19 protein-coding genes and 2 pseudogenes are annotated in these 14,737 nt (G+C 70.1%); 11 read left to right on the forward strand and 10 right to left on the reverse strand.

The features are described from left to right. Positions 1 to 153: 153 nt before the first annotated feature. The gene (locus BKD30_RS17015; protein ID WP_408033363.1) at positions 154 to 807 is read right to left on the reverse strand and encodes a rhodanese-like domain-containing protein; all 654 of its coding nucleotides are present in this window, start codon (positions 805 to 807) and stop codon (positions 154 to 156) included. Here BKD30_RS17015 and BKD30_RS05320 point away from each other — a divergent pair. The 6 genes and pseudogenes from BKD30_RS05320 (at position 802) to BKD30_RS05345 (ending at position 4,758) form a co-directional block, all read left to right on the forward strand. After that, positions 802 to 2,254, forward strand: a pseudogene (locus BKD30_RS05320) (IS1380 family transposase). The gene BKD30_RS17015 and the pseudogene BKD30_RS05320 sit on opposite strands and share 6 nt — an antisense overlap. 373 nt (positions 2,255 to 2,627) lie before the next feature. Next, a complete protein-coding gene (locus BKD30_RS05325) occupies positions 2,628 to 3,476 on the forward strand; it encodes a tryptophan 2,3-dioxygenase (RefSeq protein WP_076702939.1) in 849 nt (282 codons plus the stop codon). Positions 3,477 to 3,553: 77 nt separating this feature from the next. Next, the gene (locus BKD30_RS05330) at positions 3,554 to 3,760 is read left to right on the forward strand and encodes a ribbon-helix-helix domain-containing protein (RefSeq protein WP_083956044.1); all 207 of its coding nucleotides are present in this window, start codon (positions 3,554 to 3,556) and stop codon (positions 3,758 to 3,760) included. Then, complete coding sequence (locus tag BKD30_RS05335; RefSeq protein ID WP_076702941.1) at positions 3,757 to 4,122, forward strand: type II toxin-antitoxin system death-on-curing family toxin; 366 nt, start codon at positions 3,757 to 3,759, stop codon at positions 4,120 to 4,122. Before BKD30_RS05330 ends, BKD30_RS05335 begins: the two co-directional genes overlap by 4 nt. Positions 4,123 to 4,156: 34 nt before the next feature. After that, the gene (locus BKD30_RS05340; protein WP_076702943.1) at positions 4,157 to 4,378 is read left to right on the forward strand and encodes an antitoxin; all 222 of its coding nucleotides are present in this window, start codon (positions 4,157 to 4,159) and stop codon (positions 4,376 to 4,378) included. After that, positions 4,375 to 4,758 (forward strand): type II toxin-antitoxin system VapC family toxin, encoded by a 384-nt coding sequence (locus BKD30_RS05345; RefSeq protein WP_076702945.1) that lies wholly within the window; start codon positions 4,375 to 4,377, stop codon positions 4,756 to 4,758. Before BKD30_RS05340 ends, BKD30_RS05345 begins: the two co-directional genes overlap by 4 nt. On the opposite strand, the pseudogene BKD30_RS17020 reads toward BKD30_RS05345, so the two are convergent. The 3 genes and pseudogenes from BKD30_RS17020 to BKD30_RS05360 all read right to left on the reverse strand — a co-directional run bounded on the left by BKD30_RS17020 (position 4,747) and on the right by BKD30_RS05360 (position 6,831). Next, positions 4,747 to 5,117, reverse strand: a pseudogene (locus BKD30_RS17020) (alkaline phosphatase family protein). The gene BKD30_RS05345 and the pseudogene BKD30_RS17020 sit on opposite strands and share 12 nt — an antisense overlap. 181 nt (positions 5,118 to 5,298) lie before the next feature. Then, complete coding sequence (locus tag BKD30_RS05355) at positions 5,299 to 6,168, reverse strand: class I SAM-dependent methyltransferase (RefSeq protein ID WP_076702947.1); 870 nt, start codon at positions 6,166 to 6,168, stop codon at positions 5,299 to 5,301. 93 nt (positions 6,169 to 6,261) lie between these two features. Beyond that, positions 6,262 to 6,831: a helix-turn-helix domain-containing protein gene (locus BKD30_RS05360; protein ID WP_076702948.1), complete on the reverse strand. Its 570-nt coding sequence runs from the start codon at positions 6,829 to 6,831 to the stop codon at positions 6,262 to 6,264. Between the two features lie 89 nt (positions 6,832 to 6,920). On the opposite strand from BKD30_RS05360, the gene BKD30_RS05365 reads away from it, so the two are divergent. Then, positions 6,921 to 7,985 (forward strand): NAD(P)/FAD-dependent oxidoreductase, encoded by a 1,065-nt coding sequence (locus BKD30_RS05365; protein ID WP_076702950.1) that lies wholly within the window; start codon positions 6,921 to 6,923, stop codon positions 7,983 to 7,985. Here the strand turns inward: BKD30_RS05365 and BKD30_RS05370 are convergent. The 4 genes from BKD30_RS05370 to BKD30_RS05385 all read right to left on the reverse strand — a co-directional run bounded on the left by BKD30_RS05370 (position 7,933) and on the right by BKD30_RS05385 (position 10,703). After that, a complete protein-coding gene (locus BKD30_RS05370; RefSeq protein WP_143588078.1) occupies positions 7,933 to 8,667 on the reverse strand; it encodes an MBL fold metallo-hydrolase in 735 nt (244 codons plus the stop codon). The genes BKD30_RS05365 and BKD30_RS05370 overlap by 53 nt on opposite strands. Before the next feature lie 112 nt (positions 8,668 to 8,779). Next, the gene (locus BKD30_RS05375) at positions 8,780 to 9,577 is read right to left on the reverse strand and encodes an SDR family NAD(P)-dependent oxidoreductase (RefSeq protein WP_076702954.1); all 798 of its coding nucleotides are present in this window, start codon (positions 9,575 to 9,577) and stop codon (positions 8,780 to 8,782) included. 60 nt (positions 9,578 to 9,637) lie between these two features. Next, complete coding sequence (locus BKD30_RS05380) at positions 9,638 to 10,384, reverse strand: PIG-L deacetylase family protein (RefSeq protein WP_076702956.1); 747 nt, start codon at positions 10,382 to 10,384, stop codon at positions 9,638 to 9,640. A 46-nt stretch (positions 10,385 to 10,430) separates the two neighbouring features. Beyond that, positions 10,431 to 10,703, reverse strand: coding sequence for a DUF2277 domain-containing protein (locus BKD30_RS05385; RefSeq protein WP_076702957.1), 273 nt, complete (start codon positions 10,701 to 10,703; stop codon positions 10,431 to 10,433). Between the two features lie 178 nt (positions 10,704 to 10,881). Here BKD30_RS05385 and BKD30_RS05390 point away from each other — a divergent pair, with 178 nt between their 5' ends. Both BKD30_RS05390 and BKD30_RS05395 read left to right on the forward strand, forming a co-directional pair. Then, positions 10,882 to 11,400 (forward strand): hypothetical protein, encoded by a 519-nt coding sequence (locus BKD30_RS05390; protein ID WP_076702959.1) that lies wholly within the window; start codon positions 10,882 to 10,884, stop codon positions 11,398 to 11,400. A 65-nt stretch (positions 11,401 to 11,465) separates the two neighbouring features. Next, a complete protein-coding gene (locus BKD30_RS05395) occupies positions 11,466 to 12,023 on the forward strand; it encodes an RES family NAD+ phosphorylase (RefSeq protein ID WP_159440546.1) in 558 nt (185 codons plus the stop codon). Here BKD30_RS05395 and BKD30_RS05400 read toward each other — a convergent pair. Further along, positions 12,013 to 12,615, reverse strand: a complete 603-nt coding sequence (locus BKD30_RS05400; protein ID WP_076702963.1) for a dihydrofolate reductase family protein — start codon at positions 12,613 to 12,615, stop codon at positions 12,013 to 12,015. The two genes, BKD30_RS05395 and BKD30_RS05400, sit on opposite strands and share 11 nt — an antisense overlap. 71 nt (positions 12,616 to 12,686) lie before the next feature. Further along, the gene (locus BKD30_RS05405) at positions 12,687 to 13,757 is read right to left on the reverse strand and encodes a GNAT family N-acetyltransferase (RefSeq protein ID WP_076702965.1); all 1,071 of its coding nucleotides are present in this window, start codon (positions 13,755 to 13,757) and stop codon (positions 12,687 to 12,689) included. 305 nt (positions 13,758 to 14,062) lie between these two features. Between BKD30_RS05405 and BKD30_RS05410 the strand changes: the two genes are divergently transcribed. Then, positions 14,063 to 14,449: a DUF3054 domain-containing protein gene (locus BKD30_RS05410; protein ID WP_076703089.1), complete on the forward strand. Its 387-nt coding sequence runs from the start codon at positions 14,063 to 14,065 to the stop codon at positions 14,447 to 14,449. Beyond that, on the forward strand, positions 14,446 to 14,724 hold the full coding sequence (locus BKD30_RS05415) for an Lrp/AsnC family transcriptional regulator (RefSeq protein WP_076702967.1): 279 nt from the start codon (positions 14,446 to 14,448) through the stop codon (positions 14,722 to 14,724). Before BKD30_RS05410 ends, BKD30_RS05415 begins: the two co-directional genes overlap by 4 nt. Positions 14,725 to 14,737 lie beyond the last annotated feature (13 nt).

Consider the following 14,737-nt stretch of genomic DNA (forward strand, 5'->3'; position numbering starts at 1 on the left):
ATCCGAGCCCTTAAGCCACTGCGGTCAGCGACCATCACGGTCAACGGCACCACCACGACCATCCCGGCCCAGGCCGGCCCCGACGAACAAGCCATCCTCGACGCAATCCACGCCCCGACAGCGAGGCACTAACGATTTGACCCAACTCAGGCCTTAGTACCTATTTAGGTGTGGTGCATACCGCTCGGTCCACGCGATGATCCCGCCTTCGACGGACATCACGCGTCCGAATCCCTGCCCACGCAAATAGTTTGCCACGAGCGTGGAACGCACTCCGGACTTGCAAATGAGGACACAATCTTGATCTCGCCGCACAGAATCGAAGTCGCCGCTGAGAATGACGTCCTTTGGAATCAGGCGGGATCCGGGGATGTGAACTATCTCCCACTCATTTGGTTCACGCACATCAATCAGCTCGAACCCGGGATTCGCCCCGTCTGATGATTCGAGTCGGGCTTGCAGAGCCGCAACGTCAATCGACGGAGCAACCGGTTCAACGTGACACGCCGTCGTAGGCGGTTCGGCGACCCGAGTGGTCTTCGATCTTTCCGGATCCCTCGTGATCGGGTATTCCGACCACGAGAGACTCCAACTATCGATTATCGCGAGCCTTCCGATTAGGGGTTCGCCACATCCAGTGATCAGCTTAATCGCTTCCAGCGCCATTACGGACCCCACGATGCCGCACAGCGCTCCAAGCACCCCTCCCTCGGCACACGAAGGCGCTAGCCTCGGGGTTTCATGGCGGTGGTCGGTGAGGCCGAGTCGTTGAACTGAAAAGTGCTCCTGGCCTGCGACGATATGGATTGTCTAGGCCCATGCAGTCGCAGTCCGAGGAGCACCTTCGAAGTGAACGTTACCCGGTTCTATCCGCGCACCCATGTCGACACGGCGGCCTCCGGGGCGGTCGGTCAGGCCGGCGGGGTGCTGCTGAGCGAGACCGTCGCCGTGACCGGGCTGGCGACGGCGATGTCGCGGGCGCTGGCTCCGTGGCGCAAACCGTTGGCGGTGCACGACCCGGCCAAGGTCATCACCGATCTGGCACTGACCCTCGCTGTCGGTGGGGACAACCTGTGCGATATCGCGCTGCTGCGTGCTGAGCCGGGCTTGTACGGGCCTGTCGCCTCGGACGCGACGGTCTCCCGGACCATCGACGCCCTCGCCGCTGACGCCCCAGCCGCGTTGAAAGCGATCGACAGGGCGCGGGCCGCGGCCCGGACACGGGCCTGGGCGTTGGCCGGTCCCCGCGCCCCCGACGCCGGCACCAGCGCGAAGAGCCCGCTGATCGTGGATCTGGACGCCACCTTGATCACCTCGCACAGTGAGAAGGAATCCGCGGCACCGACCTACAAACGCGGATACGGCTTCCATCCCCTGTGCGCTTTCGTGGACCACGGCCCGGACGGGACCGGGGAGCCCTGGCGATCCTGCTTAGACCCGGGAAAGCCGGGTCGAACACCGCGACGGACCACATCACCGTGATCCGACAGGCCCTGGCCCAGCTGCCCGGGCACCAGCCCGGGCAACGACCGGGCCGGAAGGTGTTGATCCGCACCGACGGGGCCGGGGCCAGCCACGCCCTGCTCGACTTCCTCACCCGCCAGCGCCTGTCGTACTCGGTCGGCTTCACCCTGCCCCACCACACGCCCGAGCTGCTGAAGAAGATCCCGAAACACGTGTGGACCCCGGCGTACGACGCCCACGACCAGGTCCGGGACGGGGCCTGGGTCGCCGAACTCACCGGCCTGCTCGACCTGACTTCCTGGCCCACGGGCATGCGGGTGATCGTGCGGAAAGAACGCCCCACCCCGGCGCGCAGCTACGCATCACCGACATCGACGGCGACCGGATCACCGCGTTCGCGACCAACACCGCTCCCGGTGGCCCCGGCTCCCAGCTACCCGACCTCGAGCTGCGTCACCGTCGCCGCGCCCGCTGCGAGGACCGGATCCGGATCGCGAAGGACACCGGGCTGCGGGCTATGCCGCTGCACGACTTCGCCCAGAACAAGATCTGGTGCGCGGTCGTCGCTCTCGCCGCCGAACTGACGGCCTGGATGCAGATGCTCGCCCTGCACGGCCACCCCGCCCGCCGGTGGGAACCCAAGAACCTGCGGCTGCGCCTGTACTCGATCCCGGCCACCCTCGCCCGGACCGGGCGCCGGTCCCTGCTCCACCTCGCCGACAAAGCCCCCTGGGCGCACCTCGCGCTCCAAGGCATCACCCGGCTGCGCGAACTCGCCGTCCCCGGCTGACGCACCCGACAACCCGTCCAGACGACCCCCGCCAGAACCCCGACCAGTGGAACCGGCGCCAAACCGCGGCGACACGCGGCACACTGTCACACCCAGATGACACAATCACACCCGAACGAGCGCACCGACGCCCACACGGCCCCGCTCAAGCCCCCGATGAAAGATCGAGGCTAGCAGCAGCGGATCGAACTACTCAGGCCGCCATCCGACGAATACGCTCGAACTTGATACGCAGAGGTGCCAGTACGGCAGTTTCGGCTGTCATGGTGGGCCAGGATTCTGGCCACTTCAAGGCCTGAATCCGAACTCCCCTACGATCGACAGTGTCAGCGGGCGGGATCGCCCGAGAGTCAAGACCTGCCGGGAGGAATCCGTGGCCGAAGGCGAGCGACCGGTCGAGGACGCGATCCGGACCGACTTCCACGACGCGATGTCCTACGGCCGCTATCTCGACCTGGACCGCATCCTCGGCGCCCAGCACCCGCGGAGCACGCCTGAACACCACGACGAACTGCTGTTCATCATCCAGCACCAGACCAGCGAACTGTGGCTCAAGCTGATCCTCCACGAGCTCCGCGAGGCCCGACGTCTCCTCGACGTCGACGATCTCGGGAAGGCGCTCAAGGGCCTGGCGCGCGTGAAGGCGACCCAGCGCACCCTCACCGAGCAGTGGTCGGTGCTCGGGACACTGACCCCACGTGAGTACGCGGAGTTCCGCGGTGCCCTGGGCAGTTCCTCGGGTTTCCAGTCGTTCCAGTACCGGGCCGTCGAGTTCATTCTGGGGAACAAGAACGCCCGCTTGCTCGACGTGTTCACCAGCGAGCCTGACGCGCACGACCTGCTCACTCGCCTGCTCCAGGAACCGACGCTCTACGACGCGTTCCTCCATGCGCTGGCCCGCGCCGGTTACGCGGTCCCCGCCGACATCCTCGACCGGGACGTCACGCAGGCGTGGGTCCTGCACGAGGACCTCGTGCCCGTCTTCCGGCGGATCTACGAGTCGCCGGACACGCCGTGGGTCCTGTACCAGGCGTGCGAGGACCTGGTGGATCTGGAGGACAACTTCCAGCTGTGGCGTTTCCGCCATCTGCGCACCGTCCAGCGCACGATCGGTTTCAAGTCGGGCACCGGCGGTTCGTCGGGCGTCGGCTTTCTCCAGCGTGCCCTCGACCTCACGTTCTTCCCCGAGCTGTACGCGGTACGCACCGAGATCGGCGGATGACCGGCCGGTGCGCCACGAGGGCTCGGTCGCAATCCCGCTCCGGGGCGCATCGGATACCATCTTGGTACCATTAATTCATGGCCATGACCCTTCGCCTTCCCACAGACCTCGACCTGGCGCTCGACGACATCTCCGGGCAGGAGCACACACCCAAGAGTGCCCTCGTGGCCGAGGCGGTACGACAGTTCATCGACCGGCGCGCCAGGGCTGCGCAGATCGAGCGTGGCTTCGCCTTCGCCCTCGAACATGACCGGGAGGCGATCGAGCGTCTGGCCGATGCGTGAGCTCGTCGCTCCAACTGGAGGACGTGCTGCCGCTCGTTCGCCGGCTCGGCTTCCACGTCCGTGACGCCGGATTGCTCGGCTCCGCGCTTGCCCGGCCGTCCACCACGGTGATGGGTGAACTGGTCTATCCCACGCTGCCGCTGCAGGCTGCCGCACTCCTGGAATCGCTCGCGCGCAACCATGGCCTGCTGGATGGGAACAAGCGCACCGCCTGGATCCTCACGGTCGTGTTTCTCCGCCTGCAGGGGTACGAGCACGACCTGGACGCCGACGCCGTGGTCGAGCTGGTGGTCGGCGTCGCCGCGGGACACATCGATCTCGAACATTCCGCGGACATCCTGGGCCCGCATCTGCGCCGATAACCTGACTGCTTGCTGCCTGCTAGCATTGTGCAACATGAAGACGTTGTACTTGCGCAACGTTCCCGACGATGTCGTGCGCAGGCTCCAGCGGTTGGCTGACCGGGATGGCACCTCGGTCGGGGCGGTCGCCGTTCGCGAGCTGGCGGACGTGACTCGGCGCGCTGACAATCTCGGGCTGGTCGGTGGACTCGAGGATCTCGTCGTTGACACGCGGGACATCGTCGACGGCGTGGAGCAGGAACGCTCCGGCCGGTGATCGTGGTCGACGCCTCGGCTGCCCTGTCCGGTCTGCTCAACGCCGGTGCGGCCAGGCGGTTGTTGGCGGTCGAGCAACTGCACGTCCCGCACCTGATCGACTCCGAGGTCGCCAGCGGACTCCGCCGCATGGTCGCTGGCCGGCACATCACCGCAGACAACGGCTGGGCCGCCCTGGATGCCTGGCGACGGCTCGGGCTCACGCGGTACGCCACGCTCGGCCTGCTCGATCGCATCTGGGCGCTGCGGGACAATCTCTCCGCGTACGACGCCGGTTATGTCGCTCTTGCCGAGGCACTGGACTGCCCCCTCGTCACCACCGACGCCCGGATCAGCCGGTCACCCGGTCTTGGCTGCGCGGTCACGGTCCTACCCCGCTGACCGCTGCTCACCAAGGACGGAACCGGCAGTTGCTGCCGGTTCCGCCCTCGTCGGCCGTCTCGCCGTGATCAGTCGGCGACCGGGCGGCCAGCCGCGATGGTTCCCGTGCTGCCCCCCGGCGCCGGCCGGGCTGTTCGAGGCGTTCTTCACCGCGGCGGCGACGTGGTCGTACCACCCGTCCGAGTCGTCGTAGGCCAGCACGACGGCGCACTCCCCCAGTCGGGCGACCTCTGCAGCGTGTTGATCGTCTTCGTGATGAAGCGCGGCTCGTCCACCGGATCGGAGTACGCGGCGTGACCGTCCTGGAACTGCGCGGCCCTCAGGAACGAGACCGCCGGAAGGTTGCCGGTGTTGACCACCTTGTCGAACGCGGTCAGGTTCTACTGGTGGTTGGCCCGGCCGTTGTTTCCGATCTCCGCCGTGCTCGCCGATGCCAGGTGGTGCGGTTCGCCGTCGAGGCGTCGTACTGGAACGGCTGGTGGTGGGCGAGTAGTCCGTCACCTTCGCACCCGCGGCGTTCGTGTGGCTGGCCTCGGCCGATCATTTCACGGATCTGCGCGCCGCCCACACCCGATGGGTGGTGCGGACGGTGAGGTCGTCCCGGTGCACGACGCTGTCGGGACGGTCGACGTCGAGCAGTCGGTCCAGTGCAGCGCGGTCCGCCGCGGGTAGGTCGTTGCCGATCATGTCGCGCGTCCGGCCGAGCGCGACCGCGGCGTAGCGACCGACGGCAGCACTGGCCGAGGCCGGCACGACCGCGGGTACGGTGCGATCGGCGATGACGGTGAAGCCGGTGTCGCGCAACTGGCTCCCCCAGTCGGCACCGAGATGGGGCAGATGCTCGGAGCGGAGCCTATCGGCGGCCTGCCGGAGTCGCCCCTCCAGACCTGGCCGGTCAGCGGGTGCGTCCGGCGGCAGGAAGCGCGGGAAATCGGTCAGCTCCACGAGCGCGAAGAGGCCGTCGGGTGCCAGCAGGTCCCGGATCGTGCGCAGTGCCCGGTCCGGGTCGGCCAGGTGGTGGATCGACGCCGACGCCCAGACCAGGTCCGGCGCGCCGCCCCCGGGTTCGGTCACGTCCGGCCAGTCCGCATCCAGATCGGCCGCGACCGTCCGCACCCGCTCGCCCACCCCCCGGGCCTCGGCGTTCACGCGCAGTCGGCGCAGGTTGTCAGCCGAGACGTCGACCGCGATGACGTGCGCGTCCGGGAACCGGGTCAACAGGGCGAACGTGCCGGACCCGGTTCCGCAACCGAGATCCAGCAGCCGCTGCGGTGCTCCTTCGACGGGCAGAGTCGCGACGATGTCGGCGAGGTGATCGTCGAGAACCTCGGCGTCCAGGTCGAGTAGCTCGCCCCACTGGTCGTCGTCCGGATGGTCGGCGTGGGCATGATGCTGATACACGTGAGTCATCCGTTCACCGTAGGCCGGGCCGCTTCGCCGGGGGGTGCCGGTTCCCGGAACGGCAAGGCCGTGGTCTTCTGTGCTGCCGGGCGCGCAAGCGACCTACTTCCCCGTCGCCCCCTGGTGGCTGCGGCGGGCGTCGCGGTCGAAGATGCCCAGGACCTCACATGGTGCCCCCGCACTGCCGAGCGCATGCGGCATCATCGTGGGGAACTCGGCGGCCTGGTTGGTCTCGATCCGGTACCGGCGATGCCCCAGCATCAGGGTCGCGGTACCGGCGAGCACAACCAGCCATTCCCGGCCCGGGTGGGCACGCATCCGTCCCGTATCCTCCGGCGGCGGCCCGGTGATCCGTTGCCGTACCACCGTCACCCCCGGGTCCGCCCGAACCGACCAGCGCATCAGCCCGTGGGCGCTGTCGATCACCGGGCTGATGACGACGTCGTCGGACGCGTTCTCCACGAGCTGGTCCAGCGTGGTGTCCAGGGCACGGGCGATGGTGACGAGGCTGTCCAGTGCGAGCCGGCGCTGCCCGTTCTCGATCCGGCTGAGCGTCGACTGGCTGAGCCGGGCTCGACCGGCCAGTTCCTCCAGCGACCAGCCCTGCGCCAGCCGGAGCGCACGGATGCGTTTGCGCACCAGGCCGTCGAGATCATCAGTGTTTTGCTGCATAGGCAAGACTCTATGCCTCTACTGCACTGGTGGTTAGCGTCGTGGAGAGGGCGGCGACCCGACCGACCCCAGTTGCCGGGAGGTTCACCATGACCGCCGTTCGTCCGTCCGAGACACCGCTCGAGCAGTCCCCGTTCGACGCTCTACCCGACGGGACCGTCGACGCCGTCGTCATCGGTGGAGGTGCCGCCGGCCTGAACGGGGCACTGATGTTGGTCCGCTCCCGTCGCTCGGTCGTGGTCATCGACGCCGGCACTCCCCGCAACGCTCCGGCCGACGCGGTGCACGGCCTCCTCGCGCTGGACGGCACCCCACCGGCCGCGCTGCTGGGACGCGGTCGCGCCGAGGTGCGTCGGTACGGTGCGCGCGTCATCACCAGCGAGGTGGTGACCGCGGCGCCCGCGGCACCGGTGGACGGCGACCCGCGGTTCAGCGTCGGTCTGGCCGGCGGCCGGGCGCTCAGCGCCCGCCGGCTGCTGATCACGACCGGGGCGCGGGACGTGCTGCCGGACATCCCCGGGCCGGCCGCGCACTGGGGCCACGGCGTCGTGCACTGCCCGTACTGCCACGGCTGGGAAGTGCGCGACGAACCCATCGGAATCCTCGCGACCGGCACCGCGTCGGTGCACCAGGCGCTGCTGTTCCGGCAGCTGAGCGACGACCTGGTCGTGTTCGCCTGCGGCACCGACCTGGACGCCGAGACCCGCGAGCGCTTGGATGCGCGGGGTGTCCCCGTGTTCGACGCGCCCGTGACGGAGGTACTCGCGGACGAGGACGGCGGCCTCGCGGGTGTCCGGCTCGCCGACGGAGACATCGTCGCGCGGCGCGTCCTCGCCGTCGCCACCACGCTGGAGCCGCGCATCACCGGACTGGGAGGGCTGGGCCTGCCCGTGGAGGATCTGCCGCAGGGCATGGGCCGGCGCATCGTCTCCGGTCCGGCCGGCACCACGGCGGTGCCCGGTGTGTGGGTCGCCGGCAACGTGACCGAGCCGACCGCGCAGGTGGGCGCCTCCGCCGCCGCGGGCGCCCTGGCGGGTGCACACCTGAATGCGCACCTGGTCACGGCGGACACCGACGCGGCGCTGGCACGGGCGCGGGTGGTCAGACCTCGGCCCCATCGGCCAGCACAGGACCGTGCCCCGGTAGGACGGTGACTGCGCCAAGCCCGGCGAGGGCCCGTCGGGACGCGGTGGCCGCCGCCCGGTCGTGGTCGAACACGGGGTGGATCGGCTGGAGTCGGGGCCACCGGCCGCCGTTGACCGGATGCGCGGTGATCAGGGCATCCCCCGCCGCGATCGTTCCGCCGGCCAGCCGGTATGCGGTGTGACCCGGCGTGTGCCCGGGCGTCGCGATCGGCGCCGGGGCGCCCGGCAGCTCCGCGAGGCGAGGGCCGGAGGCCGTCCCGTCGGTACCGATCGCGTTCGGGGTCAGGCCCCCGGCCCGGACGGCGTGGCCGGTCCAGGCCAGCACCCGCGGCTTCCACAACAGTGGTAGGAGGTCGGGCAGCGTCACCTGGTACTGCTCCTCGCCGCGCACGGCCGCCCGCTCCTTCTCGTCGGCGAGGACGGGGACGCCGTGGTCGGCCGACAGGTGCCGGGCGGCGCCCGTGTGGTCGACGTGCGCGTGGGTCAGGACGACGGCCGCGGCGCGGGCCGGCTGCAGGCCCAGTGCGCGGATCGAGGCGAGCACGGCCGGTGTGTCCCCGGGGTAGCCGCTGTCGATCAGGGTGAAGTCCGCGCCGTCGCGCAGGATGATCCAGTTCGCGGCCGGGCCGTGGACGAAGAAGATGTCGTCGGCGACCTCGACGGGCGCGAGCATGGTCAGACGTGTCGGCACGGGTGTCCTCCGTCGTTCGGTGGGTGGCCCGCTCACTCTTTCACGCGTCGGCCTTTCACTCGGCGGACATCACGACCGTGTCCGAGTCGCCGACGCGACAACCGCCGGCAACTCAACCGCGCAGGTGCGACGCCCCGTTGAGGTCCAGAACGGCACCGGATGCCCACACCGACGCCGGATCCGCCAGGAAGGCGATCGCGTGGGCGACCTCGTCGGGCTCGGCGACCCGGCCGAACGGGCTCTGTCCGGTGATCACCGAGCCGCCGGGTCCGGTCAGTCGCTCGGCGGTCCGCTCCGTCGCCGTGAATCCCGGCGCGACCGTGGTCACGACGATGCGGTGGGGTGCGAGGGCGAGGGCGAGGGACTGGCCGAGGGCGTGCAGCGCCGCCTTCGTCGCGGCATAGGCCGGGTGGTCCGTTTCGCCGCGGAAGGCGCCGCGGGAACCGACGTTGACGATGCTCGCGGCGTGCCCGTGGTCGATCGCCCGCCGGGCGAACCAGTAACTGACGTCCGCGGCCGCCCGCAGGTTAACGTCGATCATGGTCGAGAACGCCGCGGACCACTGCGCGAACTCGGTGTCGGCCGGATGGTGTCGGTTCTCGGGTCCGGTGGCGACCGCGGCGTTGTTGACCAGGACCCCGAGCGGCCCGAGGGCGTCGGTCGCCTCGCCGACGACCCGCTCGGCGGCGCCGGACTCGGTGAGGTCGCCACGGACGAGGGCGTGGCCGTCGCCCGGCAGGGACGCGAGCGTCTCCCGGGCGCCGTCACCGTGGTGCGCCCAGTGCACCGCGACCCGGTGCCCGCGTTCGGCGAGCAGTTGGCAGGTCGCCCGGCCGATCCCGCCGGAAGCCCCGGTGACGAGCGCCGTCAGGGGCTGGTCGGCGGGGGGCGCGATGTCGAAGGCTGCCATCCGATCAGCCTAAGGTCAGGACAGGGGCGTGGACGCCGAGCCGGAGGCTACGTCGCACGCTCAGGTGGTGTTTCCGCCCATCCCGCCGAGGTCGAACACGCGGAACAGCACGGCGAACTCGCCGCCGAGAGCCTGACCGCCTTCGCGCAGCATCTCGGGGATGAACTCCCCCGGCTCCGGATGACCGGTGACGTGCTCGAGGTACGCCTCGTGGCTGCGCAGCGACGCCACGCTGGCCGCGACCGCGTCGTCGTCGACCGCCAACCCGTGCGTGGGTGTCCGGTGGCCGGCGATGAGGAGCGCCCTCGTGTGCCACGGCGCCAGTCCTTCCTCCTCGGCGAGCCCCCGGAAAACCCACGGATTGTCCGCGTCCCGGACGGCGTCGATCGTCGCCAGGCCCGCGGCGCGGTGGTCGGCCTGGTTGAGCGTCCCCCAGGCCTCGACATCGAAGACCCCGCCGACGACGGCGTCGGGCCGCACCTGCCGCACGACTCGCGCGATGTCGCGACGCAGTCCGAGGCCACCTTCCAGCATGCCGTCCGGGTGGTCGAGGATCCGCAGATCGCTCACGCCGACGGCGTCGCAGGCACGCCGCTGTTCCCGGGCGCGCAATGGCGCAACCACCTCTGGTGGCTCGGCCATGCCGGCCTCGCCGGCGGTCAGGAGCAAGTAGACGACCTCCACGCCGCGTCGGGTCCAGGTGGCGACGGCGGCGGACGTGCCGTACTCCAGGTCATCCGGGTGCGCGGCCACGCACAGCACCCGCGACCAGTCGGCGTCGGGCAGGGGGGTCAGGTGGTCGGGCACGAGGTCTCCATCGTCGGAAGGGCGGAAGCCATGAGCCAGGCCCTCATCACGCGGCGCCGTACCGTGCGGCGCTGCGGGCGCGAGCCTTCGCCGCTTCGGCTTCGCGGTTCTTCGGTGCCGCGCTCGTGGTCAGGTGGTCGAGCAGGTGCGCCGTGGCGTGGGCGACCGCCTCGACCGCCTCGTCGAACGCCGCCTGGTTGGCCTGGGAAGGACGAGTACTGCCGCTGACCTTCCGCACGTACTGCCGGGCGGCAGCCTGGATCTCCTCGCTGGTCGCCGCGGGCTCGAAGTTGTGGAGTTGCCGGATGTTCCTGCACATGGGGTCAGCGTAGGCGGGGCCCGTGACGCTGTCACGAAGCGGTCGTCAACGGTCGCCGACGGCGACTCCTCGCAGGACCGGCATCTGACGAAAGCGACGAATCCGCTTGGTCAGCTTCGCCGTCGATCTGTAGAATCTGCAGGAAATACTAGTGCGCAGTTGTGACAGGAGAACGGCGATGACCCTGGCCGCAGACCAGCGCGTCGACGACGCGTTATCGCTCGCCACGATCATCAGGCAGAGCCGACACGCTCTCGGTGCTGCCGTCAGTAGCCTCGATCGGCCGGTGGTGCCCGGGTACGCGGCAGCCGTCGCTGAGACCGAACTCGCCTGGCGAAGCATCGAAGCCGAGTTCGGGCTGCTCTCCCCCGCCGAGACGAGCAGACTTCTCGGGTCCAGGGGCCGCCCCGGGGCGATGGCGAACGAGCGTCGTCTCAGCGGGAGGCTGATGGCAGTGCTGCACGGGAATCAGTATCAGTACCCCGGTTTCCAGTTCGATCGGGCCAGCGGGAGAACCCGCCCGGGGATCTCCCAGCTCATCGCCGCGGCCCGATCGGTCGACACCCCCGACGAGGACCTGATTCTGTGGTTGTGTGCCCCGAGCGGTCAACTCGGTGCCCGTCGTCCCGTCGACCTGCTGAACGAGCCGGAGGTCGTCGTTGCCGCTGTCGCCGACCACTTCGGTGTTGAGTGGTGAGAAGTCCGCCCGACCCATTCAGGCCGCAGTCCGAGACTCTGGATCCGGGCGACTTCGTCTATCGCGTGCACACGAACACCCGAACGTCCGCCGAATTCAACCCCGGCCCTGGCCGGCGGACGCGGTTCGCGTTCTTCAGCGCGACAGCAGCGGCGGGGGCGCCGACCGTGCCCGTGCTCTACGGAGGTTCCTCGGCGGACGTTGCCGTGTGTGAGACGCTCCTGCACGACATTCCGCTGACGGGTGGTCGGCTGGTGCCGCGGGACTATCGCGAGAAGGTGATGAGCAGGCTCTCTCCCACGCGCAGGCTGGTGTTGGCCAGGTTCCGCGGCACCGGCCTGCGTGCCGTGGGTGCGGAAGCGTCGGACATCAGTGATACCGAGGCGGACGCGTACGAACGGACCGTGCGCTGGGCCATCGCTGCCCACGACAACGGCTACGACGGGTGCGTCTGGACCAGCCGGCGGTGCAACGACGGCGCAGCCTACGTCCTCTTCGGTGACCGCGTCGCGCGGGGCGACCTGACCCAGGATGACGGATTCGGCCGGGCATTCGCGCTGCCCGAGGACATCGGCTGGTTGCGCGACTTCTGTAGTCCGCTCGGCGTCGCCGTCACAGCCTGAGCGATGACGACGGCGGCCGCACGTCGTAGGAGAGGTAGGCGAAGGTCCCGTCGGAATGCACACCGGTGGTCGTGAGCCGGTCCACCAGGCGGCGCGGCAGCAGGGGGTTGCCGTGACCGAGCGTGACCGGCGCGATGCTGATGCGGAGTTCGTCGAGGGCACCGGCGTCGTCGACCTGACCGGCGAGCTCGCCACCGCCGAGCAGCCAGATGTCCCCCTCGCCTGCGGTTTCCCGGATGGCCGGCAGCGCGTCCGCCACCGGACCGCGTACCGTCCGGATGTCGGCGCCGACGACCTCCGGCAGTTCGCCGTGAGTGAAGACCCAGGTGGGGACGACGCCGTAGGTGTCGGTCCAGCGTTCCGGGTGGGTCGCGAGATTCTCGTGCCGATACACCCAGCGGTAGGTGTTGGCTCCCATCACCATCGCTCCGACGGTCCCGAAGAAGGACGCGAAGTCGAAGGCGGCCGGGGTCCGCTCGGGGTCGGGCGTCAACCGGAGAAGCCAGTCCAGATCGTGGTGCTCGTCGGCAAGGAAGCCGTCGAGCGTGGCGGCCGTGTAGTAGATGCAGCGCGGCGGTCTAAGCTGAGCCATGCGCTCAGCGTGGCACACGCCACCGACATCCGTCCCGAGCCGGACGATCCGTCCTGAACGGAAACATCCGTTCAGGACGGTGGAATCGATCGGGAGGACCGGACGGGCAGGTCACGGGTGAATGTCGCGAACGTCTTCACCGCGGCGAACCCCGCGGCCCGGTAGAGCCGGGTGGCTCCCGTCGGGCTGTCCGCGTCCACGTGCAGGCTCGCCCGGCTGAAGCGGGGCCGCCCCTCCGTGTCCGGTCGGCGGACAGCCGCCTCGAGTGACGCGGCGATGCACGCGCGGGCCAGACCGACACCGCGAGCCGCCGGCACGGTGCCGATCAGCGCCAGGTACAGCTGCCCGTCCTGCCAGTCCTGGGCCAGGCAGAAGGCGTGCACGTCCCCGGCGGCCGCTTTCCCGCTCCCCGACGCCACCGCAAGGAACGAGCAGTCGGCAGTGAAGCTGCGCGCGCCGATCAGGTCCGCCCATTCGGCCTCGGACGTGGAGGTGGACCCCCAGTGGTCGGCGAACGCGGCGTTCCGTGCGCGATGCGTGCCGGCGGACAGGGCGGCAGTGAACGGGACGATGCGGTACCCGGCGACGGCGCTCGACGGGGTGGCGCTCGGCGGGGTGGCGCTCGACGCGGTGGGGCCAGGTGGCGCCGGGGTCGGCCCCGGCAGCGACCTCTCCATCTGCACGAAATACCGACTCAAGGTGTAGCCGCGACCGATGAGCAGGTGACGCACCGGGTCCGTCTCCAGCCCGCCCGGGTTGCGGAGCGTGACCGGCGCGCCGGGGTGTCGCCCGGCGGCCAGCTCCCTTGCTCGGGCCTCCATCCGGTCCATCAGGGCCCGGCCGATGCCACGGCGACGCCAGTCGGGATGGACGCCGCCACCGAGCAGGACGATCGCCCGGCCGTGGAGCAGTTCCGCCCGTACCCGTACCCGTACCTGACCGAACGCCACGATCCCGTCCCCGGCCCGGTCGCGCACCGCCCACGTGTCCCGTTGCGGGTCGACTCCCTCTTCGGCCAGCTCCTCGGCGAGGTCCTCGGCGCTGTAGAACTCCTCGGTCTCGTCGGCCCGGGCCAGCACCGTGGTCAGGTCCGCCCAGGCCGGGGTGTCCGCCGTGGTCAAGGGCGTGAAGGCCGGGTCCATGCCGGGAGTCTACGGTGGCGACCCCGCGGCGCGGCGGCACCGTGCAATGTGGGGCCAGTGGAGGTGGGGCCCGTGGAGTTCGGACTGTCCGGGGCGTACCGGTGGCACCGGGCACGAGGCACGCGCGGACAGACTCGTAGACTGTCGGCGTGCCCATCCCCTCCTCCGACCGACTCATCCCGGACCGACGAACCGCCGACCGACGAACCGCCGACCGACGAACCGCCGACCGACGAACCGCCGACCGGCAGACCAGCAGCCCGGCACCGCGGCCGCCTGCCGGTTCGCGACCGACTCGCGGTGTCGTGTTGGGCAGTGCCGTCGCCGACGCCATCCTCGTCGTGGTCTTCGCCGCCATCGGGCGCGCCAGTCATCAGGAGGTGGACCCGGTCGCCGGGGTTCTCGCCACGGCGTGGCCCTTCCTCGCCGGCGCCGCCCTCGGGTGGCTGCTGGTGCGTGCCTGGCGGGCCCCGATGCGGCCGTGGCCGACCGGCGTCGTCGTCTGGGTGGTGACCGTTGCCGCCGGGATGCTGCTGCGAGCGGTCACCGGCGCCGGCACCGCCGTCGCGTTCGTCGTGGTCGCGACCATCACCCTCGCCGTGTTCCTGCTGGGCTGGCGCGCCGTCGCCGCACTGGTCCGCCGGCTCGCCCGACCGGGAACCGGGTCCTACCCGAAGGAGAATCTGCCGTGATCACCGCGTTCACCCACGTGTCCGTCGCACCGGACCGCATTCCCGAGACGGCGGAGGAGATCTCCGCCATCGAGGGCATCAGTGAGGTCTACTCGGTCACCGGGGACTGGGACCTGATCGTGGTCGCCCGAGTGCGTCGCCACGAGGATCTCGAACGGGTCATCGCCGACCGGCTCTCCAAGGTCGCCTCCATCCGGGAGACCACCACCCAGATCGCCTTCCGCGCGTACTCCCAGCACGACCTGGACGCCGCGTTCGCGCTCGGCGGGGACTGATCCCGCCGCTCGC

Source organism: Tersicoccus phoenicis (genome assembly GCF_001968835.1).
GTDB classification, from domain to species: Bacteria; Actinomycetota; Actinomycetes; order Actinomycetales; family Micrococcaceae; genus Tersicoccus; species Tersicoccus phoenicis.